Here is a 20,227-nt window from a genome sequence, read left to right as displayed (position 1 = left end):
GGGGCCGCGCTTGCGACAATGGGCCGCATGGACGGTGGAACGAGCGGCCCCGAGGAGCGGGGCCACGCGGACGGCCCCGGCGGCGGCCCGGACCCCGGCGGCGCGCCGGGGGGCTCCGGTGAGAGCCGGGGCTTCGGGGACGCCCAGGAACCCGGCGACGGCGCGGAAGCCGCCGGCCCCGGGCTGGAAGCGGTGATGCACGGCGCCCGCGCCCTGGTCCTCGCCGACCTCGCCGCGCGCGGCGTCGCGGAGCCCGAGGTCGTCTCGCTGCTGGAGGACGCGGTGAGCAGCCGCCGCTGGTGGCTGCGGCAGTGGCCGGACGGCGCGCCCTACGTGCCCGGTCTGCTCGCCCAGGACGTGCAGGACGCCCTGCTGGAGACCCGCGGGCGCTGGCCGCTGTGCCCGCGCTGCGAGGAGCCGCACGCGCTGGCCGTCGAGCCCGAACTCGGCGAGGACCCGCACTGGGTGTGCGAGGCGCGCGGCGACGCGGTCGCCCCGCTCGGCTCGCTGGGGGCGTGAGGCCGCCGGTGTCCGTCTACATCGACCCCCCGACCTGGCCCGGCCACGGCCGCCTGTGGTCCCACCTGGTCAGCGACCTCTCCTACGACGAGCTGCACGCCTTCGCCGCCCGCCTCGGCGCGCCGCCCCGCGCCTTCGAGCGCGACCACTACGACATCCCCGCCGCGCGCTACGCCGACGCGGTGCGCCTCGGCGCGATCGAGATCGGCAGCAAGGAACTCGTCGCCCGCCTCACCCGGGCCGGCCTGCGCCGCCGCAAGTACGACGCCGGCCGCTAGGGCGGACGCCGTGCGCCGCCCCGGCCCGGGGCGCGCGCCACGTCAGGCCGGGGCGTGCAGCAGGGTGCGCAGCTCGCGGGCTCCGGGGGTGCGGGGGTGGCGGGAGGTGAGGTCGTCGGCGATGCGGCGGATCGCCGGGCGGTCGCGGACCTCGGCGGGGCTGGCCCGGTAGGCGGTCAGCAGGGACTGGGCGGTCTGGGCGGGGCGCTGCCACGCCCACCACGCGCGCGCCATGTCGGTGGCCATGCGGGCCTTGCGCTCGGGGGTGGGGAACTGCTCGGCGCGCAGGTTCCTGCCGGCCTCCAGGGCCGCGCCGGCGTCGCCGAGCGCCCAGTGCACGCCGACGGCGTAGAGGTCGACGGCGGCCGGGCTGATGGTGAACAGCCGGCCGGTGGGCGCGACTTCGGGCAGCCGCCGGGCCGCGCGCCGCGCCTCCTCGGTCATCGCCAGCGCGTCCGCCCGCTGCCCGCCGCGTGCCGCGGTGTACGCGAGGGTGCACAGCATCTGCGCGTACGCCGCGGAGGCCGCCCCGGCGCGCAGCCCGGTGGCCTCGACGTCGGCCGCGGCCCGGACCATCAGCCGCTGGGCGGCCGGGCCCTGGTCCTGGTGGCGCAGCACGATCGACAGCTCCCGGCAGGCCGCCGCCGCGGCCAGCGGCGAGCCGGACACCTCGGCCCAGGTACGCGCCCGGTCCGCGGTCAGCCGCGCCCGGTCGTACGATCCGATCTTGCTCAGCACCGCGGTGGCCAGGCTGTACACCGCCGACAGCCGCGCCTGGTCCAGCCCCGCGCGCGTCGCCGCCGCGGCGTGCGCGTCGGCGATCAGGCCCGGCAGCGCGGCCAGCAGCCGGCGGTGCGCCCCGGTGTCGAACAGCGCCCGCGCGGCCGTCAGCCGGCCGTCCAGCGGCCCACCCGCCCCCGTCGCCGCCGGAGTCGCGGCGAGCGCTTCGTCCAGCCCGGCCATCAGTACGGCCGGCCCGACCGCTCCGGCCGCGGCAGTGGCGGTGAGCAGCGTGCGTCGGCGCATGGAGTCCTCCTCGGCGTCACGCGGACTGGCCGTCACAATAGTGGTCGCGGCCGTGCCTTCGGGCGGTGGCGCAAGGGAAGTCATCAGGACGGGTCTGGGCACGCCCGCCGCGACGGCGGCACGGTGGACCAGGTCGAGGTCGGCGATGCGGGTGCTGCGTTCCAGCCGGGACACGGTGGCCGCCGAGCAGCCGATCCGGCCGCCGAGGTCGGCGAGCGTCCACCCGCGCCGCAGCCGGGCCAGCCGGATCAGCGCGCCCGGACGCCGCTGCGCGGCCAGCGCGCGGCTGTGCGCTGTTCCAGAACGTGTCGACGAGCACCGCGGCCTCCCCACCACGCCGAACGCCGGAGCTTCCACGGTAGGCGCGTGGCCGCCGCCCGGCCAGGGCGCTTGCACGACGCGCAAACCGCTTACGCGGCCCGGCTGTCGATCTCACCGCGTCCCGCCGCCGCGCTGTGCTGGGAACGACCGCCCCGCAGCCGCGGGGCCGGACGCAGGGGAGGCACGAGGTGACCGACGCAGACGTCGCACCGTGGAGCGGCGCACCGGCCCGCCGGCCGGGCACGAGCCCCGCGCGGGACGCGCAGGACGCGTAACGCGCATGGGGAGCGCGGGAGAACCCGGGCGCGCGGTGCCTGGGCTGCGACGCGCCCGGCGCGTCGGGCGCGCGGACCGCGCGGGGCGTGCTGGACGCACAGGACGTGCGGGACGCGCAGGATGTGCGGGACGCGCAGCACGCGCGGGACGGGTCCGACGTGGGGGGAGCGCGGGAGGATCAGGGTGGCGCGCCGTGCCCCGCCTGCGGGGCGCGTCGCACGCGGGGCACGCAGGGCCCGCGTGGCGTCCGGGACGGTCGCGGCGCGGCGGACGGGCGCGGCGCGCGGGGCGCCGGGCGCGCGGACCGGGCCGGGCGGGGGGACCGCGGCGTCGTCCACCTGGCCGAGCCGCCGGGCGCGGAGGCCGCGCAGGGAACCGCGCCGGCGTCCGGAGCCGCGTCGGCGTCCCGAACCGCGCCGGCGTCCGGCGCTCCGGTGGACGCTCCGGGGGACACCGCTGCCGCTCCGGCACCCGCCCCGCTCCGGACGCCCGCCGGGGCCGCTGCCGACGTGCGCCTGATCGTCCAGGTGATCGTCCTCGTCCCCGGTCCGGACGGACGCGACGCGCGCGCCCGGCCGTGGCGGGACGGAAAACGGAACCCGGTGCGTTAGGACGGGGGCAGGGCGCGCGGCACGGCCCGCGCGACGGCCCGCGGACGATCACCGAGGAGTACGGCAATGGCACAGCGGCAGCGTGAACGCATCGGCAGGCTCGGCCTGTGGACCGGCGCGTGGGTGTACGCGCAGGCGGAGGACGCCTGGACGCCGGAGTACGAGGAGGCCGCCGCGGAGGCGGAGGAGCTGGGCTTCGGCACGCTGTGGCTCGGCAGCAACCCGTCCGTCGGCCAGGCCGCCCGCGTGCTGGACGCGACGCGGCACATCACCGTCGCGACCGGAATCCTGAGCATCTGGGACCACAGCCCCTCCGACGTCGCCGCGCAGACCGCGGAGGTCGCCCGCGCGCACCCCGGCCGGTTCCTGCTCGGCCTCGGCGTGAGCCACAGCGCGCTGGCGAAGGAGTACGCCCGGCCGTACTCGGCGATGCGCGAGTACCTCGACGGCCTGGACGCCGCGCCCGACCCGGTCGCGGCGGACGACCGCGTGCTGGCCGCGCTCGGCCCGAAGATGCTCGACCTGGCGAAGACCCGCAGCGCCGGCGCGCACCCGTATCTGGTGACCGCCGAGCACACCGCCTTCGCCCGTGAACACCTGGGCCCCGAGGCCCTGTTGGCCCCCGAGCTGAAGGTCGTCCTCGACGGCGACCGCGACCGCGCCACCGCGACCGCCCGCGACTACCTGGCCCGTTACCTCGCGCTGCCCAACTACACGAGCAACCTGCTGCGTTCGGGCTTCACCGAGGACGACCTGCGCGACGGCGGCAGCGACCGGCTGCTCGACGCGGTCTACGCGATCGGTGAGGAGGACGCGGTGGTCGCCAAGGTCGGCGAGTTCTACGCGGCGGGCGCGGACCACGTCGCCCTCCAGGCCGTCACCGCGGGGGCCGCGCGGACCTCCCTGCCCCGCGAGGAGTGGCGCCGCCTGGCCGCCGCGCTGAAGTAGCGCGACTCCGCACGGCGACGCGGGCCCCTGCGGGGGCCCGCACCCGGACGCCCCAACGCCGGGCCGCGCCCGGGGAGATCAGCGGTGGCCCGCACCCGCACCGGCACCCGCCCCTCCACGGCCGCCGGATCGTCCGTCAGCGAGCCCCGGCCTGCGCCGCCCCGCGGTCAGGCTTCGAGCAGCTCCAGCTCGGTGAGCAGGTTGCGGCGGGCGACGTCCTCCCACTGGTCGTGGCCGTAGGGCGTGCGGAACAGCCGCGGCAGATCGAGGAGTTGGCGCAGGATACGGGCGCGGCCGACACGGAAGTCCTCGTCGGGGACGAACGCGTACTCCGCGCGGACGGACGCGGCGTAGTCGGCGTACGCGGCGGGGTCGCCGGCCAGCACGGCGAGGTCGGCGTCGCACAGCACCTCGCCGTCGCGGTCGCCGTCGGCGGGGTCGTGGGTCACCGTGAGCCGTACCAGCCGGGCGACCTCGGCGGTGCGGGCCTCGGCCACGCCCGCCTCGCGCAGGGCGCGTTCGGCCAGCCGCGCGCTGCGCTCCTCGTTCTCGCTGCGGTCGGGGCGGTAGACCGCGTCGTGGAACCACGCGGCCAGGGCGACGGTGTCCGGGTCGCGCGCGTAGCCGGTCAGCTCGGTGGCGCGGGCGAGGACGGCCACGAGGTGGTCGAGGGTGTGGTAGCGGCGCTGCGGCTCGGCCCAGCGGGCGAGGAGGGCTTCGCCGTACGGGCGGGCGTCCGGATGCGAGCGGGGGCCAGCGTGCGGGCCGGTGCGCGGGTCGGTGCGCGGGTCGGTGTGCGGGTCGGTGTGCGGGTCGGGGCGCGGCTCGGAACGCGGGGCGCCCTCGTCGGCGGCGCGGCAGCGTGCCAGCAGGTCGCACCACTCGGCGAGCAGGGCGTCGTAACGGGGGTGCGCGGTGGCGGCGTCGTGCGTCGAAGGCATGCGGGCCATTGTGCGCCACCCCTCTCGCGCGCGAGTGACGCATGTGGCACCCTTGCTCATATGTCTAGACCAATCTTCGAGGTGATCGCCCTCGGCGCGGACGACGCGGTAGCGGCCCGGGCGGGCGGCGCCGACCGCCTCGAACTGGTCACCGACATGGCCGCGGACGGGCTCACCCCGTCGCGCGAGACCTTCGCCGCCATTCGCGCCGCGGTCGACCTGCCGCTACGGGTCATGCTGCGGCTGTCCGACGGGTTCGCGGCGGGCGACGCGGCCGACCTCGACGCGCTGTGCGAGGCCGCGCAGGGACTGCGGGCGGAGGGCGCGGAGGAGTTCGTGCTCGGCTTCCTCGACGCGCAGGGGCGGGCGGACCTCGACGCGGTGTACGCGCTGGTGGACGTCATCGAGGGCTGCCGGTGGACGTTCCACCGGGCGATCGACCGGGCGGCCGACCGGGACGCGGTGCGCCTCCAGCTCGCCGGGCTGCCCGGCCTCGACACCTATCTCACCGCCGGCTCGGCGGACGGCGTCGGCGCGGGCCTCGACACGCTGTGCGCCGAGGCCGCGCGGGTGGGCGAGCCCGGCTACGAGCCCCGGCTGCTCGTCGGCGGCGGCCTCCTCCTGGAACACGTCCCGGCGCTGCGCGCGGCCGGCCTCGACGCCTTCCACGTCGGCGGCGCGGTCCGCCCCGGCGGCTGGGCCGCACCCGTGTCGCCCACGGAGGTGCGCCGCTGGCGCGACGCGCTCGACCTGCCGGTCCCGGTGGCGTGAGCCGCCGGCCCGGTCCCCGGCGGCACGGGCCCGTCGGCACGGGCCCGGGGCTCGGCCTCGCGGCTCAGTCGAGGATCTCGGCGGCGCCGCGGCGGCGGAGGTCGGCCAGGCCGTCGAGCATGGCCCGGATCTGCTCGGGGGAGTGGCCGGTCCAGCCGGTCAGCTCGGAGACCACGCGCACGGGTTCGCGGCTGCGGAAGGACCGCGTGGGGTTGCCGGGGAACTTCTTGTCGGTGACGTTGGGGTCGTCCTCCACGTCGCCGGTCGGCTCGACCACGTAGATCCGCGCCGGCCCGTCGCCGGCCGCCAGCTCCGCGCCCCACGCGGCGGCGTCGAGGGTCTCGGTGAAGTAGACGTGGCGCGAGACGCGCCCCTCCTCGAAGTTGGATGCGCGCCCGGGAACCAGCAGGTCGCCGGGGGCCAGGTCCGCCTTCGTGCCGTGCAGGTACGTTCCGGCCTCGTACACCTGGAAGGGGACGGGGGTGTCGGTCACGGGACTACTCCTCTGGGACGACGCCGAAGGCGGCGGGTCGACGGGACGGACGGGCGGCGGGGCGGCGGGACGGGGCGGTGCGGCCCCCGGTCGGGGCCGGTCAGGCCTGGTCAGGTCCGGTCAGGCCCAGGTCAGGGCCTCCGGGAGCGGGGCGGCGTGCAGGACCGCCAGCCCGGAGACCGCACGGGTGAGGCAGACGTAGAGGCGGCGCAGGCCGGTGCGGGAGTCGGGCTCGGCCGCGACGATCGCGGCCGGGTCGTCGAGCACCACGTAGTCGTACTCCAGGCCCTTGGCCAGCGACGCGGGGACCAGGGTCAGACGCGCTGCCGCCGAGGTCTCCTCGCCGGGCGCGAGGTGCGCCAGGCCCGCGTCGGCGAGCGCCGCGGCCAGCGCCGGGATCCGGGGGTCGGCCGCGATGAGGCCGATGGAGCCCTCGAAGTCCAGCGCCTCGCGGCACGCCCGTACCACCGCCGCGTCCAACTCCCCCTCGGCCACGGCCCGTACGGACAGCGCGCCGGCCGACTCGCGTACCGACGTGGCCGGCGCCAGGCCCGGCGCGATCTCGGGCAGCAGCCGCGACGCGTAGGCGATGACCTCACGCGGGACGCGGAAGCCGCGGGTCAACTCCTCCACCCGCGCACCGGACTTGCCCAGGTGGTCCAGCGCCTCCTGCCACGACGACGTCGCCCACGGCGTGGTGCCCTGCGCCAGGTCGCCCAGCACCGTGGCCGAGCCGGTCGAGCAGCGCCGGCCCACCGCGCGATACTGCATCGGCGACAGGTCCTGCGCCTCGTCCAGCACCACATGCCCCAGCGAACTCGTGCGCTGCACCAGGTCGTTCGCCTCGTCCACCAGCACCGCGTCGGCCGCCGACCAGCGCGCCGAGGCCAGCCCGCGGGCCGGCTTGTCCCACAGCACTGCCCGCTGCTCCTCCGCGTCCAGCAGACCGTCTGCGCAGGACGCGAGGAACTCCGCGTCGGACAGCAGCCGCAGCACCGTCTTCGCCGGGTCCACCGGCGGCCAGCACGCCTTGACCGCCGCCTTCACCGCGGAGTTGCGGGCCACCGCGTCCTGCACCCGGTCGTCCGGCGCCTCGCCCGCGCGTTCCATCTGCACCAGCACCGCGTGCGCGATCCGCTGCGGCAACGCCTCGCGCGCCGCGCCGTAGCGGATGTCTCGCCGGGCCAACTCCTGCACGATCTCCTGCAGTTCGTACGCCGGCACGCGCCAGCGCCGGGACCCGCGCACCACCACGACCGGCTCGGTCGGCATCGTGATTCCCGAACGCACCGCGCGCCGCAGCACCTCGGCCATCCGCGCGTCGCCCTTGACCGTCGCCGCTCGCGCCGAGTCCCGCCCGCGCACCGGGACATGGGCCACCAGGTCGTCCACCGTGGCCTGCTTGACCTGGAGTTCACCGAGCGCGGGCAGCACCTGCTCGATGTAGCGCAGGAAGGACGCGTTCGGCCCGACCACCAGCGTGCCGGTGCGCGCCAGCCGTTCACGGTGCGCGTAGAGCAGGTAGGCCACCCGGTGCAGGCCGACCGCCGTCTTCCCGGTGCCGGGCGCCCCCTGCACGCACACCGTGCCGCTCATGTCGGCGCGCACGATCTCGTCCTGCTCGGGCTGGATCGTCGCCACGATGTCGCGCATGGGGCCGACGCGCGGCCGCTCGATCTCGCTCTGCAGCAGCTTGCTGGAGGTCTCCGCCTCCGTCGGATCGGACAGGTGCTCGTCCTCGTACGCCGTCAGCTCGCCGCCGGTGTAGCCGAACCGGCGGCGCAGCCGGACGTCCATCGGATCGTTCCGGGAGGCGCGGTAGAACGGCTGCGAGACCGGCGCGCGCCAGTCGATCACCATCGGGTCGCCCTCGGCGTCGTGCACGTGCCGCCGCCCGATGTAGAAGCTCTCCCCGGAGGCGCCCTCCGCCAGCTCCGAGCCGGGGGCGTGCAGATAGTCCAGCCGGCCGAAGAACAGCGGCGTGTCGGCCAGGTCCGCCAGCGCCTTGATCCGGTCGTCGATCTGCGCGGCCAGCACCTTCGCGTTGACCCAGTTCCCGGTGACGTCGGAGATGTCAAGCGCCTCCACGTCATGGCGCATCGCGCGCAGCGCGGCCCGGGACGCCGCGAGGTGGTCGCGCTCGCGGCGCAGCGGATCGGCGGCCGGGTCGGGGGTGCGGTCCTGGGTCTGGGCGTGCGAGGGCACGGCGTTGCCTCCGGCTCATACGGGTGCGCGGGCACGGCGGCGTACGCGCGGACGCCGGTGCTCGGACACGGGTGGGCGCGGGCCCGGCGGTACGGGCCCGGTGGTCGTTCCGGGGAGGCCGGCCGGTTTCCGTCCGGGCGGCGGCACTCCCGGCCGGCGAGGCGACCGGGGAGGCGGCAAGACCGGCGAGCATACGCTGGCGGGGAGCGGGACGCGAACCGTTTTTCCGGCGCGCGGCACGGCGGTCCCGGGGCCGCGCGGCGGCGGAGGTCTCAGGGTGACCCTGATACCGGGGTCGGGGTCGGGTGTCAGCCCGGAGTCGGACACGCAGAGTGAGAATTACACCGATGGTCCGACGCGCCCACCCGGCTGATTCCGTAGCGTCGAAGACATGACGACGACGACTCTTCCCCCAGGTCCTGCCCCCCACGGCGGCGCCGCGCTCGGCGCCTCCGCCCACCACCCGCGGCACCTCATAGGCGACGCGCTGCACGCGATCAAGGTGTTCGCGGTCACCGCGGCGGAGGTGGTGCTGCTCGGCAACAGCGAGGGCAGGCGCCACTGACCGGCCGGTCCGGCTCCCGCACGGTCCGCCCAAGCCCGCCCGGCCGACTGTCGCCCGCCTGAGTACGCCCCGCGCCGGGTGAGTACGCGCACGGATTCCCGCGGTGCGCGCCGCGGGATGCAATGGGCGCATGACGCAGCCTTCCGGGTCCCCGAGGCCGGGGTGGCCGGCCCCGCAGCCGCCCCGCTGGTACGCGGCGCCTCCGCCGTGGCCCCCGCGGCCCGTGCACCCCGACCACGACCCGCGCGCCTACCTCGCGCCACTCATCGGCACCCTGCTCGCCGGTCCCGTGCTCGTGCTGTGCTCGATGGCGGCGCTGATCTCGCCGATGGCCACCGACTCCTGCACCGTCCACGGCTGCCACGCGCTGTACTGGGCGCTCGCCCTCGCGCCCTGCCTGATCGCCGCCGGGTACGCGGCGCTCGCCCTGGCCTGGGCGCTGCCCTGGCGCCGCCGGATGCGGGCCGCGCGGATCGTCCTGTCCGCCGCGGCGCCGCTGCTGGCCGGGGCCACCGTGCTGGTCTACCTCAACCTGCCGGCCGCGAGCTGACCGCGCGGGACGCGGCGACGGGCGCTGCCGCGGGCTCCTGCGGACGGAACGGCGCCGCGGCGACGCGCCTCACAGGTCGTCGGCGTCGATGATGCGGTAGGCGTAGCCCTGCTCGGCCAGGAAGCGCTGCCGGTGCGCCGCGAAGTCCTGGTCGATGGTGTCGCGCGCCACGACCGAGTAGAAGCGGGCCTCGTGCCCGTCCGCCTTGGGCCGCAGCACCCGTCCCAGCCGCTGCGCCTCCTCCTGCCGGGAACCGAACGTCCCGGACACCTGGATCGCGACCGTCGCCTCGGGGAGGTCGATCGAGAAGTTCGCCACCTTCGACACCACCAGCACCGAGATCTCGCCCTGCCGGAACGCCTCGAACAGCTTCTCGCGCTGCGCGTTCGTCGTCTCGCCCTTGATCACCGGGGCGCCGAGGTGCTCGCCCAGCTCGTCCAGCTGGTCGATGTACTGCCCGATCACCAGCGTCTGCTGTCCGGCGTGCTTGGCCACCAGAGCCTCGGTGACACGGCGCTTGCTCGCGGTCGTCGCGCAGTAGCGGTACTTCTCCTCGGTCTCCGCCGTGGCGTAGGCGAGCCGCTCGGAGTCGGTGAGGTTGACCCGCACCTCGACGCAGTCGGCCGGCGCGATGTAGCCCTGCGCCTCGATCTCCTTCCAGGGCGCGTCGAACCGCTTCGGCCCGATCAGCGAGAACACGTCCGACTCGCGGCCGTCCTCGCGCACCAGCGTCGCGGTCAGGCCGAGCCGCCGCCGCGCCTGGAGGTCCGCGGTGAACTTGAACACCGGCGCGGGCAGCAGGTGCACCTCGTCGTAGACGATCAGCCCCCAGTCCCGGGAGTCGAACAGCTCCAGGTGCGGGTAGACGCCCTTCCGCTTGGTCGTCAGCACCTGATAGGTGGCGATGGTGACCGGCCGGATCTCCTTGCGCGTACCGCTGTACTCGCCGACCTCGTCCTCGGTCAGCGAGGTCCGCCGGACCAGCTCGTGCTTCCACTGCCGGGCCGAGACCGTGTTCGTCACCAGGATCAGCGTGGTCGCTTTCGCCTCGGCCATCGCGCCCGCGCCGACCAGCGTCTTGCCCGCGCCGCACGGCAGCACCACCACGCCCGAGCCGCCGTGCCAGAAGCCGTCCACCGCCTGTCGCTGGTACGGCCGCAGCGTCCAGTCGTCCTCGCGCAGGTGGATCGGGTGCGCCTCGCCGTCCACGTAGCCCGCGAAGTCCTCGGCGGGCCAGCCCAGCTTGAGCAGCACCTGCTTGATCTGGCCGCGCTCGGAGGGGTGCACGGCCACGGTGTCCTCGTCGATCCGCGCGCCGACCAGCGGCTGGACGCGCTTGGACCGCAGCACCTCCTCAAGCACCGGCCGGTCGGTGGTGGTCAGCACCAGCCCGTGCGCGGGGTCCTTGCTCAGCCGCAGCCGGCCGTAGCGGTCCATCGTCTCGGCCACGTCCACCAGCAGCGCGTGCGGCACCGGATAGCGCGAGAACTGCACCAGCGCGTCCACCACCTGCTCGGCGTCGTGCCCGGCGGCCCGCGCGTTCCACAGGCCCAGCGGCGTCAGCCGGTAGGTGTGGATGTGCTCGGGCGCGCGCTCCAACTCCGCGAACGGCGCGATCGCGCGGCGGCAGGCGTCCGCCTGCTCGTGGTCGACCTCCAGCAGGAGCGTCTTGTCGCTTTGGACGATCAGGCAGGACACGCGGCGGCCTCCGGCGGCGGTCGTGGACATCGGGCGAACTGCCGATTCTACTGCGACCGGGCGACATCCCGGCGGGCCGCAGGCGGCGGCCCGGCTTCCCCGCAGGTGACCCCCGACACGCCGGCGGCACCGCGACCGGACCCGCGTGGTGGGGCGGGGCGGGAGTCCATCCGTGGGAATCACGCGCGAATATGCACGGGCATACAGGATGAACAGTCATATGTACTGTTTTCTGCCCCCATGGATCACCAGCAGACGCACGCCCCCGCCGAGCCGCGCGAGCGGGGGACGTTCCGAGCCGTTGCGGCGTCCACGGCCGTGGTCGGCGCGGCGGTCATCGCCGCGGCCGGCTTGCTGCTCCCCGGTTCCGCCTCGGGCGCTTCCCCCGCGGACGACGGGAACCAGGTCTCCGGCTACTCCGACGCGGGGTGGCCCTCCGACGGCCCCTCCGACGACACCGGCTGGCCCTCCACCGGCCCGTCCGACACCGGCTGGCCGTCCCCCGGTGCGAGCGACACGAGCTGCCCCCCGAGCGAAACCCCGCCGACGCATCCCACGCACACCCCTCCGACCCATCCGACGCACACCCCGCCGACTCATCCCACGCACACGCCTCCGACGCACCCGACGCACACTCCGCCGACCCATCCCACGCACACTCCGCCGACGCACCCGACCCACACTCCGCCGACCCATCCCACGCACACCCCGCCCACGCACACCTCGCCCACGCATCCGACGCATACGCCTCCGACGCACCCGACGCACACTCCGCCGACGCATCCCACGCACACCCCGCCCACGCATCCGACGCACACCCCGCCGACGCATCCGACGCACACCCCGCCGACCCATCCGACCCACACGCCGCCCACCCACCCCACCCACACCCCTCCGACGCAGCCCACGCACACGTGGCCGAGTCACACGCCGCACGGGCACCTGCCGCACACCGGCAGTGACGGGATGATGTGGACGGCGGCGGCAGCCGCCGGAGCGCTGGCCGCAGGCGGCGCGCTCGTGGTGTTCACCCGCAGGCGCGGTCGCCACGGGTAGCCGCACGGCCTGACGTCCCTTCAGGCCCACGGCCTTCCGGCCGCCGTACGTCGCGTAGCCGCGAAGTACGGCGGTCGGTCGCGGTTATCCACAGGTGCGGAAGAGGCCCGGCGCGGTGTCTGTGTGCCATGCCACACTGTGAGTGACAGCTTCCGAGGAGGAGGTGGCGAAATGAGCGTTGCGCACGAAAACCACTACGGGCCCTGGACCGTAGAGGAAGTGCTCGCGCTGGGGGAGGACCGCGGACAGCGGCGGGAACTGGTGGGGGACGCACTGATCATGTCGCCGAATCCGGGCACCAAGCACCAGCGGGCGTCGCCCCGGCTGGCCATGCTCCTCGACAGCGCGATCCGAGCAGCCGGTGCGCCGTACGAAGTGCTGGAAGCCGTGAACGTCGTCCTGCCCGACGGCCTCTTCATCCCGGACATCGCCGTGGTCGACGCCGCGGCGGCGGCCGAGGACCCGGTGACGTACGACGCGGAGTCGGTGCTGCTCGTCGTCGAGATCGTCTCGCCCTCCTCGAACGGACGGCGCATCGACCGACTGCTCAAGCCGCCGTACTACGCGGAGGCGGGCATCGAGCACCTGTGGCGGCTGGAGCTGGTGCCGGCCACCACCCTGGTGGTCTCGGAGCTGGAAGCCGGTCGCTACGTGGAACGGCTCAGCGCCGAGGCCGGACGCACCTCGCTGATAGAGAAGCCGTTCCCCGTGGAGCTGGACCCGGGCACGCTGGTGCGGCAGCCGAGGAGCTGACCCCGGGCCGACCGGATCGCGGCACGGGCGGGAGCCGCGGGCGTACGCCGGGCGGGGCCGGGTAAGCGGTCGGTCATGACGCCCATGCGAGGGGGTACGGCCGATGGGTGAGCGGGTCCAACGCGTGGCGGTCTTCCACGCGGGGCCGAAACAGCGAGCGGACGCCGACGCCGGAGCGGGCCGCTGGTACCAGCGGCTGTTACCGGAACGCGGGGCCGGGACCGGGAAGTCGCCGACCGGCGCCGCCCCGGCCGAGGGCGCGGCGAAGGGTTCCGCCAGGACGCCCGCGAAGGGGCCGGCGAAGGCGCGTACGAAGCCCGCCGCGAAGAGCGGGGTCAAGGGGAAGAGCGGGGTCAAGGGCGGGAGCAAGCCGGCGGCCACCGGCGGGTCCAAGGCGGCCGGAGGCAAGGCGGCCGGCCCAAGGCGGCCGGCGGAAGCAGGACGCGGTCCGCGGGGAGCGCGGCGCGGCGGACGCCGAAGCCGTTGCTGCAGCGGGACAGCCTCGGGCCGGTGCTGGCCCGGGCCGTGGTGATGGCGCTGGCGCTGGTCGCGATGGTGGCGTTCGCGGTGCTGCTGGCGAAGGCGACGCTGGTCCCGTCGCCCGCGTCGGTCCACCTGATCCACACCAACCTGCGGCCGGGCGCCTCGATCCGCGCCTACCTCGACCAGCCCGCCCTGCGCGACACGGTCAAGCAGATCGGCGGCAACATCGTGCTCGGGATGCCGTTCGGGGTGCTGCTCCCGGCGCTCTTCCCCGCGCCCGCGGCCTGGTGCGGGTGGTGCTGGTCACCGCCCTGGTCATGGTGATCGTCGAGGCGATCCAGGGCACGATCGTCGAGGGCCGCGCGTTCGACATCGACGACGTGATCCTCAACACCTCGGGCGCGCTGATCGGTTACCTGCTGCTCGGACGGCGGCTCGGGCGGGCGCTGCACCCGCGGCGTACGCACTGGTGGCACCGGCTGGGCTTCGGCACCCCGCCGCCCCGGCCCGCCCCGGCGGGAAAGCCGGGCGGGCCGGGGTCCGCGAGCCGTGCCCGGGGGGCGGGAAAGCCGGGCGGTGGCTCGGACCGTGGCCCCGGCGGCGCGGGCCCCGGCGGCGCGGGCGGCGTCGGCGGATGGTTCAGGCGGGATCGTCGGCCAACTCGGAAACGCCGGTGATGCGGTGCAGCGCGAAGGTCCGCACCTCGTCGGCGGTGTGGTCGTAGGCGGTCACGTAGCCGCCCTCGACCCGGACCGGGGCGATGACCCGCTGACTGGCCGCGCCGTCCGCGTTGACGTAGCCGATCCACAGCGACTCGCCGGCCAGCGCCGCGGCCTGCACCGTGGCGAGGGTCTCCGCGGCGGCCGTCCGCGGCGGCCCGCCGGTCCCCGGCCCGCCGGGGCCGCCCGGGGCGGGTGAGCCGGCCGGGTCGGCGGCCGCGGCGCCGCGGCGTACCGCGGTGGCCGCGCGGTCGCCCGCCCGGATCGCCTTCACCGCCGCGCCGAGCAGCGCGGGCTCCGGCACCGGCGGACCGTCGGCTACGGGTACCGGCGCGGCGCGCGGCGGAGTGCGCCGGGCGTCGGCGCGGGTGATCAGCACGTCGCCGTCGGCGGACTCGGCGGCGGGCGCGAGGCCCATCGCGCGCAGGCGTTCCAGCAGCGTCGCCGGGTCGCACTGTGCGGCGACCACGGTGGGGGCGAGCCGGCGCAGGCCCAGGCCGTTCGCGCGGCGGTCGGCGAGGAGTTCGGTCAGCAGCGCGTCGTCGTCGCAGCGCAGATAGGCCGACGCGGCGCCCACCCGCAGGGCGCCGTGCCGGCGGGCCACGTCGTCGATCAGGTAGCTGAGCGGCTGCGGCACCGGCGTGCGCGAGTGCGCGGTCAGGAACTCCTGCAGCTCGGACGCGCTGCGCCCGGCGTCCAGCGCGCGCCGCACCGACTCGGGGGTGAACCGGTAGACCGTCGCCCCGCCCTTGGACTCCACGTCGGCGAGCACGCCCAGCGTCTCGGCGAGCGGCGCCTCCAGCGGCCCCGGCGCGACCGCGGTCAGGTCGGCCTGCAACAGGACGTGGTCCAGCGGCTCGGGCAGCAGCGGCTCCAGCAGCGCGACGGCGCGGTCCCCGGCCTCGCGGGCGGACACCGCCTTCCCGCCCGCCCGGCCGGGCGGGCCGCCCTGGCCCGCGGCGTCGTCGTCGGTCGCCGTCCCGTCGGGCTCGCGGGCCTGGTCGGCGCCCGGCGGGACGCCGACCAGGGGACGGGCGTGGGCGGCCAGGGCGCCGCGGCCGGTGACGCCGAGGACCTCGGCCTCGTCGAGGGCCCAGCGCAGCAGTTCCGCGCGGAAGGCGTCCGCGGAGCCGCGCAGGGGGCGCAGCCAGCGCAACCGGGCCAGCAGGTCGTCGGGCGAGGCCGCGGACCCCGGGGGCAGCGCCGCCAGCACGCGCAGCGCTGCCAGGCGGACCCGCGGCGCGAGCGAGCGGTCGAGGTCGGGGCCCAGCGCGGACAGGGCGCGGCCCTTGGGGTCGCGGGTGCCGACCAGGGGAGCGGTACGGGTCGTGCCCAGCCACGCGGTGGCCAGCGCCAGCCACTGCCGCGCCGCGGGCAGCTGCCGCCACTCGTCGGCGGCCGGCGTCGGCGCGTAGACCTCGTCCACCTCGCCGTCGGGGGCGACCAGGCCCGCGGCGTAGGCGAGTTCGAGCCAGAACGCGGTCTGCTGCTCGGACAGGTCGAGGGCGGCGGCGAGCCGCTTGAGGTCGCGTACGCCGACGCCGCCCGCGCGCAGCACCGGCGGGCCCCCGCTGTGCCACTCGGTCAGCAGCTCGGTGACCGTGGCGACCGCGGTGAACGCCTGCCCGGCCGCGGTCGTGTCGACGGTGCGGGCGGTGCGCGCGATCGGCTCCACCGGCGGCGGGGTCGGCTCGGGGAGCGGTGGGCGCGTCCGCCGCGCAGGGCGAGGGCGGCCTCGCGGGGCAGCACCACGTTGTGCCGGCGGTGGCAGCAGCAGGCCGCGGGCCAGCAGCCACTGCACGGGCGTCGCGGCGTCCGCGGCGCGTACCGGCGCGGTCGCGTCCCGCACCTCGCCGTACGGCGGGCCCCACACCAGCCGCGCGAGCACGCCGTCCACGCCCTCGGGCGCGCCGGCCAGCAGCGCGCCGAGCCGTTCGGCGTCCGCGAACAGCGCGGTCAGCGCGGTGATCGCGCTGACCGGGTCGTGCGTGGCCGGCAGCCCGGCGTCGGCCAGGACCTCCTGCAGCCGGGCCGGCGACATGCCCGCGGTGGCCTCGCCGACGCTCGGCCCGAGGCCGGTGCCCGACCCGGAGGACGGCGACGGCGCGAGCACGTCGCGGGCGGTCCTGACCAGTCGCAGCCGGTCGTCCGCACCCCACACCAGGCCGCGCACGCGCAGCGTCCGCACCGCCCCGGGCAGCGCGCCGGCGACCGCCGCCGCGACCCCGGCGTCGAGCCCCGAGGCCCAAGCCCCCTCCCCGCCGCCCGCGGGCGTGCCGGCCGCGCCCTCCGCGCCGCCCGCGATGACCTCGGCGGCCCGCGCGTCGGCCCCCTTCGCGGCCGCCCGCGTCGCGCCGCCGCCGGCCGCGGCCGATGCGCCGGCCGAGGCAGCGGGCGCGGCCCCGGAGGCCGGGCCGTTCCCGGTCGCGACGACCTCGGCGGCCGGCGGCGCGGGAGCGGTGCCCCGCGCGCCCGGGGGGTGGGGATCGGTCCGGCTCGCCGCGGCGCCGGGCTCGGCCGGCGGCGCCGGGTGCGTTCCGGTCATCAGGGACGCGAGGGTGGCGACGTCGCAGGGGTCCGGGGCGACCGCCAGGGCCTCCGCGACCTGGTGGGTGAAGGCGTCGAGGCGGTCCAGCGCGCGCAGCACGGACGCGCGGGTCGCCGCACGGGTGGCGAGTTGCGTGAGGTCGCCGGGGACGGGGGCGAGCAGATCGGGACGGGCGCGCAGCAGCAGCGCCAGCGCCGCGTCGTCCCGAGCGCGCAGGTCCTCCGCGAGTGTCCGCGGCACGATGTCCCCGGTCGTCATCCGTCCCACATTAGCGGCCCGGCCGGGATGCCCAGGACCGGCGGCCCCGAGGCGGTACCGTCGGGGCAGGGCTCCGGACAGAGCCGTGGGCGTGGACGCGACGCGCACGCACCGTGCGGTCGACGTGGGTGGGAAGGGGGCTCCGCGGTGGGCGTCGAGAGCGACCGGCTGGTCTTCGACTACCTGAGCCGGGTCGGCGACCTGGCACAGACCGCGATGCCGGCGGCCGACCGGATGCGACTGGTCGCGCAGCTGCGCCAGGACATCGACCGCGAGCGCGGCTCGGCCGACAGCCCGGCCGCGGTCCGCCGCATCCTCGGCCGCTACGGCACGCCGGACGAGGTGGTCGAGGCCGCCGCGGGCTCCTCGCGCGCCGCGGGCGCCCCCGGCTCCGGCGCGGACGAGCCGTACCGGGAGCCGCCGTCCGGCTCGTACGGCCCCTATGCGCGCGGGAGGGACGCCGACGGCCGGCCGCTGGGCGTCCCGCGCTGGGACCGCGAGACCCCCGACGACGGCGCCGACACCACGGGCGGCACACGCCGCGCCCGCGCCTCCCGGAACGCCGACGACGCCCGCGACGCCCGCGACCCGCGCACGCCGCGCGACGCCCGCGCGCCGCGTGACGGCCGCGACGCGAACGACGCCCGCGGCGACCGCACCCGCGCACGCCTGCGCAAGGACCCCGCGGACCGCCCCGACCGGGACGCCGGCGGCGACGACGCGGCCGGCTCCGCCGCGGCCCGCACCCGCGCGGCCCGCGGCGACGCGGACGGCCCCCAGGTCCCCCGCCCGCGCGGCGACCGCCGCGGCTCCGACGCCGACTGGTGGCGCGCCGGCGCCGACCCCGGCATCGGCGGTTTCCGCACCGGCGACGAGATCGCGGGCCTGCCCGGCATGACCGGCGGCGTCTTCATCCCCGTCGACGACGAGGAGCTGGACGGCGTCCGCGACGGCGACGGCTCCCCGCTCCGGGGGCGCGCGCGGCCGGCTCCTGAGCGGGCGCCCGCCGTCGACGGCGCCGAGGAGGAGGACGGCGCCGAGGAGGAGGCCGCCCCGAAACGGCCGCGCCGACGCCTGCTGCCGGGGCTGCTGAGCGTCGGCAGGGGCTGGGGCAGCCCGACCCTGCTGCTGGCCGCCGCGCTGCTGCTGGTCGGCGCGGTGATCGGCTCGCTGATCCCGCTCGGCCTCGGCTGGCTCACCGCCTACCTCTCGCGTGCGCTCAGCCGCCCGCAGGCGAAGTTCGCGGTGCTCTTCCTGCCCGGCGCCACGGCCCTCGGCCTGGTCGTCTGGGTCTGGGGCCGCAACGCGGGCAAGTGGGGCTCGCCCATCGCGCAGGGCCACGTCGGCGACGCCTTCACGAACGACTACCCGACCGCGATCCGCGTCGCCGCCGTCGCGACCGCGCTCTACCTGCTCTGGCGCAGCCGCCGCACCGCCTGACCTGCTCCCCGCCGCCCGCCCCGGCCGCCGGCCGCGCGACCCGGCAGGTCAGAATGGGGGGCGTGACCGACGACCATCCGCGCCCCCCGACCGAGCCCCGCACGCCGGCAGACGCCCGTACCCCCGCCGGCGCCCCGCCCCGGCCGGGACCGGCACGCCCGCGCCGGCCGACGCCCGCGCGTCCACCGGGTCCCGCCCACTGACCGTGGGGTTCGACCTCGACATGACGCTGATCGACTCGCGGCCGGGCATCAAGGCGGTGTACGACCGGCTGGTCGCCGAGACCGGTGTGTACATCGACACCGAGCTGGTGGTGACGCGGCTCGGGCCGCCGCTGGACGAGGAGTTGGCGAACTGGTTCCCGGCCGAGCGGGTGCCGGAGATGAGCGAGCGCTACCGCGCGCTGTACCCGGCGCACGCGATCGAGCCGACGCCCGCGATGCCCGGCGCGCTCGCGGCGATCGACGCGGTGCGCGCGGCCGGCGGCCGTCCGGTCGTGGTGACGGCCAAGTACGAGCCGAACGCGCGGATGCACCTGGACCACGTCGGCATCCGGGCCGACCTGCGCGGCTGGCTGTGGGCCGAGGCGAAGGCGGAGGCGCTGCTGGAGTGGGGCGCCTCGGTGTACGTCGGGGACCACGTCGGCGACGTGCGGGGCGCGCGGACCGCGGGCGCGCTGTCGGTGGCGGTGGCCACCGGGCCGTGCGGCGCGGACGAACTGCGCGCGGCCGGCGCGGACGTGGTGCTGGCGGACCTGACGGAGTTCCCCGGCTGGCTCGCCGACTACACGTCCGCGGCGGCCTGACCCGGACCGCCGCCCGCCGTCTCCCGCGCCGCGGCGTGCCGCTGCGCCAGCGCCGACCGCAGCAGCCCGACCAGCGCCACCGCCAGGCCGACGCCCATCAGCATCGACACGAAGTACGCCGGCGTGGGCAGCGTGGCGGTGCCCAGCAGCAGCGGCGCGACCGTCGCGAGCGTGCCCACCGCCCCGATCGCGAAGAGGACCGCGCCGACCCTGACGAGCACGTCACCTGCGCCCATGGTTTGTTTGCTCACCCGACAAGGGTAGGTCCGTGTCGGGACGTGGTGATACGGATGGTGCGGCGGCGAAGGAGGAGGCGGGCTGTGCGGTGCGCGGGGGCGGCGCGCCGGAATCGTCTTGTCACACGGCGGCGGGCCACTAGCCTGGTGTCGGCGGGTCTCGTGCAGGCCCGCTGACGTCTTGTTTCAGCGCGTTCTTTTGTGCAGCGCGTTCCGTGCGGCGTTCCCGCGTACGGCGTTCCGCGTTCCCCGCGGCCCGTCCGGCGTGGTCCCTCCGGCGCGGGTTCGGTGAATTCCAGCAGCTTCCAACAGCTTCGAGCAACGAGGACGAGGTCGGACGTGCCTACCGGCAAGGTCAAGTGGTTCAACAGCGAGAAGGGCTTCGGCTTCCTCTCCCGCGACGACGGCGGTGACGTCTTCGTCCACTCCTCCGTCCTGCCCGACGGCGTGGCGGCCCTCAAGCCCGGACAGCGCGTGGAATTCGGAGTCGTCGCCGGCCAGCGCGGCGACCAGGCGCTGTCGGTGACGCTGCTCGACCCGGCGCCCTCGGTCGCCGCCGCGCAACGGCGCAAGCCGGACGAGCTGCTGCCGATCGTCCAGGACCTCACCACCCTCCTGGAGGACGTGGCCCGCTCGCTCCAGCGCGGCCGCTACCCCGACAAGGCGCACGGCCACAAGATCGCCTCGGTGCTGCGCGTCGTCGCCGACCAGTTGGACGTCTGACGCC

20 protein-coding genes are annotated in these 20,227 nt (G+C 76.6%); 13 read left to right on the top strand and 7 right to left on the bottom strand.

The window, feature by feature from the left end:
- The first annotated feature begins 195 nt into the window (after window positions 1-195).
- Window positions 196-519 (top strand): hypothetical protein, encoded by a 324-nt coding sequence (locus VSR01_RS15075; protein WP_326453674.1) that lies wholly within the window; start codon window positions 196-198, stop codon window positions 517-519.
- A gap of 8 nt (window positions 520-527) precedes the next feature.
- Window positions 528-797 carry a DUF4031 domain-containing protein gene (locus tag VSR01_RS15070; RefSeq protein WP_326453673.1) on the top strand — a complete coding sequence of 90 codons (270 nt, stop codon included), beginning with the start codon at window positions 528-530 and terminating at the stop codon, window positions 795-797.
- 42 nt (window positions 798-839) lie between these two features.
- Here the strand turns inward: VSR01_RS15070 and VSR01_RS15065 are convergent, their stop codons facing one another.
- Window positions 840-2,156, bottom strand: coding sequence for a helix-turn-helix domain-containing protein (locus VSR01_RS15065; protein ID WP_442785676.1), 1,317 nt, complete (start codon window positions 2,154-2,156; stop codon window positions 840-842).
- A gap of 941 nt (window positions 2,157-3,097) precedes the next feature.
- Here VSR01_RS15065 and VSR01_RS15060 point away from each other — a divergent pair.
- The gene (locus VSR01_RS15060; RefSeq protein ID WP_326449717.1) at window positions 3,098-3,979 is read left to right on the top strand and encodes a TIGR03620 family F420-dependent LLM class oxidoreductase; all 882 of its coding nucleotides are present in this window, start codon (window positions 3,098-3,100) and stop codon (window positions 3,977-3,979) included.
- Between the two features lie 167 nt (window positions 3,980-4,146).
- Here VSR01_RS15060 and VSR01_RS15055 read toward each other — a convergent pair whose 3' ends face one another.
- Window positions 4,147-4,920, bottom strand: a complete 774-nt coding sequence (locus VSR01_RS15055) for an HD domain-containing protein (protein WP_326449716.1) — start codon at window positions 4,918-4,920, stop codon at window positions 4,147-4,149.
- Between the two features lie 60 nt (window positions 4,921-4,980).
- Here VSR01_RS15055 and VSR01_RS15050 point away from each other — a divergent pair, with 60 nt between their 5' ends.
- Entirely contained in the window at window positions 4,981-5,691 is a 711-nt protein-coding gene (locus VSR01_RS15050) for a copper homeostasis protein CutC (RefSeq protein WP_326449715.1), read from the top strand.
- A gap of 64 nt (window positions 5,692-5,755) precedes the next feature.
- Here VSR01_RS15050 and arr read toward each other — a convergent pair whose 3' ends face one another.
- Both arr and VSR01_RS15040 read right to left on the bottom strand, forming a co-directional pair.
- Complete coding sequence (gene arr, locus VSR01_RS15045) at window positions 5,756-6,184, bottom strand: NAD(+)--rifampin ADP-ribosyltransferase (RefSeq protein WP_326449714.1); 429 nt, start codon at window positions 6,182-6,184, stop codon at window positions 5,756-5,758.
- Between the two features lie 120 nt (window positions 6,185-6,304).
- Entirely contained in the window at window positions 6,305-8,389 is a 2,085-nt protein-coding gene (locus VSR01_RS15040; protein ID WP_326449713.1) for a HelD family protein, read from the bottom strand.
- Window positions 8,390-8,780: 391 nt separating this feature from the next.
- Between VSR01_RS15040 and VSR01_RS15035 the strand changes: the two genes are divergently transcribed.
- Entirely contained in the window at window positions 8,781-8,954 is a 174-nt protein-coding gene (locus VSR01_RS15035) for a hypothetical protein (RefSeq protein ID WP_326449712.1), read from the top strand.
- A gap of 130 nt (window positions 8,955-9,084) precedes the next feature.
- Entirely contained in the window at window positions 9,085-9,504 is a 420-nt protein-coding gene (locus tag VSR01_RS15030) for a hypothetical protein (RefSeq protein WP_326449711.1), read from the top strand.
- 69 nt (window positions 9,505-9,573) lie between these two features.
- Here VSR01_RS15030 and VSR01_RS15025 read toward each other — a convergent pair whose 3' ends face one another.
- Window positions 9,574-11,232 (bottom strand): DNA repair helicase XPB, encoded by a 1,659-nt coding sequence (locus VSR01_RS15025; RefSeq protein WP_326449710.1) that lies wholly within the window; start codon window positions 11,230-11,232, stop codon window positions 9,574-9,576.
- A 210-nt stretch (window positions 11,233-11,442) separates the two neighbouring features.
- On the opposite strand from VSR01_RS15025, the gene VSR01_RS37765 reads away from it, so the two are divergent.
- The 4 genes from VSR01_RS37765 (at window position 11,443) to VSR01_RS37760 (ending at window position 14,171) form a co-directional block, all read left to right on the top strand.
- Window positions 11,443-12,258 (top strand): LPXTG cell wall anchor domain-containing protein, encoded by an 816-nt coding sequence (locus VSR01_RS37765; RefSeq protein WP_442785468.1) that lies wholly within the window; start codon window positions 11,443-11,445, stop codon window positions 12,256-12,258.
- 171 nt (window positions 12,259-12,429) lie between these two features.
- On the top strand, window positions 12,430-13,011 hold the full coding sequence (locus VSR01_RS15020) for a Uma2 family endonuclease (RefSeq protein ID WP_326449709.1): 582 nt from the start codon (window positions 12,430-12,432) through the stop codon (window positions 13,009-13,011).
- A 483-nt stretch (window positions 13,012-13,494) separates the two neighbouring features.
- Entirely contained in the window at window positions 13,495-13,818 is a 324-nt protein-coding gene (locus VSR01_RS15015) for a hypothetical protein (RefSeq protein WP_442785467.1), read from the top strand.
- Complete coding sequence (locus VSR01_RS37760; protein ID WP_442785466.1) at window positions 13,791-14,171, top strand: VanZ family protein; 381 nt, start codon at window positions 13,791-13,793, stop codon at window positions 14,169-14,171. Before VSR01_RS15015 ends, VSR01_RS37760 begins: the two co-directional genes overlap by 28 nt.
- Here VSR01_RS37760 and VSR01_RS15010 read toward each other — a convergent pair.
- Window positions 14,134-17,019: a helicase C-terminal domain-containing protein gene (locus VSR01_RS15010; protein WP_326449708.1), complete on the bottom strand. Its 2,886-nt coding sequence runs from the start codon at window positions 17,017-17,019 to the stop codon at window positions 14,134-14,136. The genes VSR01_RS37760 and VSR01_RS15010 overlap by 38 nt on opposite strands.
- A gap of 147 nt (window positions 17,020-17,166) precedes the next feature.
- Here VSR01_RS15010 and VSR01_RS15005 point away from each other — a divergent pair, with 147 nt between their 5' ends.
- The gene (locus tag VSR01_RS15005) at window positions 17,167-18,459 is read left to right on the top strand and encodes a hypothetical protein (RefSeq protein WP_326449707.1); all 1,293 of its coding nucleotides are present in this window, start codon (window positions 17,167-17,169) and stop codon (window positions 18,457-18,459) included.
- A gap of 199 nt (window positions 18,460-18,658) precedes the next feature.
- Window positions 18,659-19,264, top strand: coding sequence for an HAD family hydrolase (locus VSR01_RS15000; RefSeq protein ID WP_326453671.1), 606 nt, complete (start codon window positions 18,659-18,661; stop codon window positions 19,262-19,264).
- Here VSR01_RS15000 and VSR01_RS14995 read toward each other — a convergent pair.
- Window positions 19,243-19,515: a hypothetical protein gene (locus VSR01_RS14995; protein WP_326449706.1), complete on the bottom strand. Its 273-nt coding sequence runs from the start codon at window positions 19,513-19,515 to the stop codon at window positions 19,243-19,245. The genes VSR01_RS15000 and VSR01_RS14995 overlap by 22 nt on opposite strands.
- Window positions 19,516-19,839: 324 nt before the next feature.
- Between VSR01_RS14995 and VSR01_RS14990 the strand changes: the two genes are divergently transcribed.
- On the top strand, window positions 19,840-20,223 hold the full coding sequence (locus tag VSR01_RS14990; protein WP_033173507.1) for a cold-shock protein: 384 nt from the start codon (window positions 19,840-19,842) through the stop codon (window positions 20,221-20,223).
- The last annotated feature ends 4 nt before the right edge of the window (window positions 20,224-20,227 follow it).

The sequence above is a fragment of the Actinacidiphila sp. DG2A-62 genome (assembly GCF_035825295.1).
In the GTDB taxonomy this organism is placed as follows: Bacteria; Actinomycetota; Actinomycetes; order Streptomycetales; family Streptomycetaceae; genus Actinacidiphila.
Note: the sequence above shows the minus strand (reverse complement) of the source record. Positions and strands in the feature narration are given on the sequence as shown.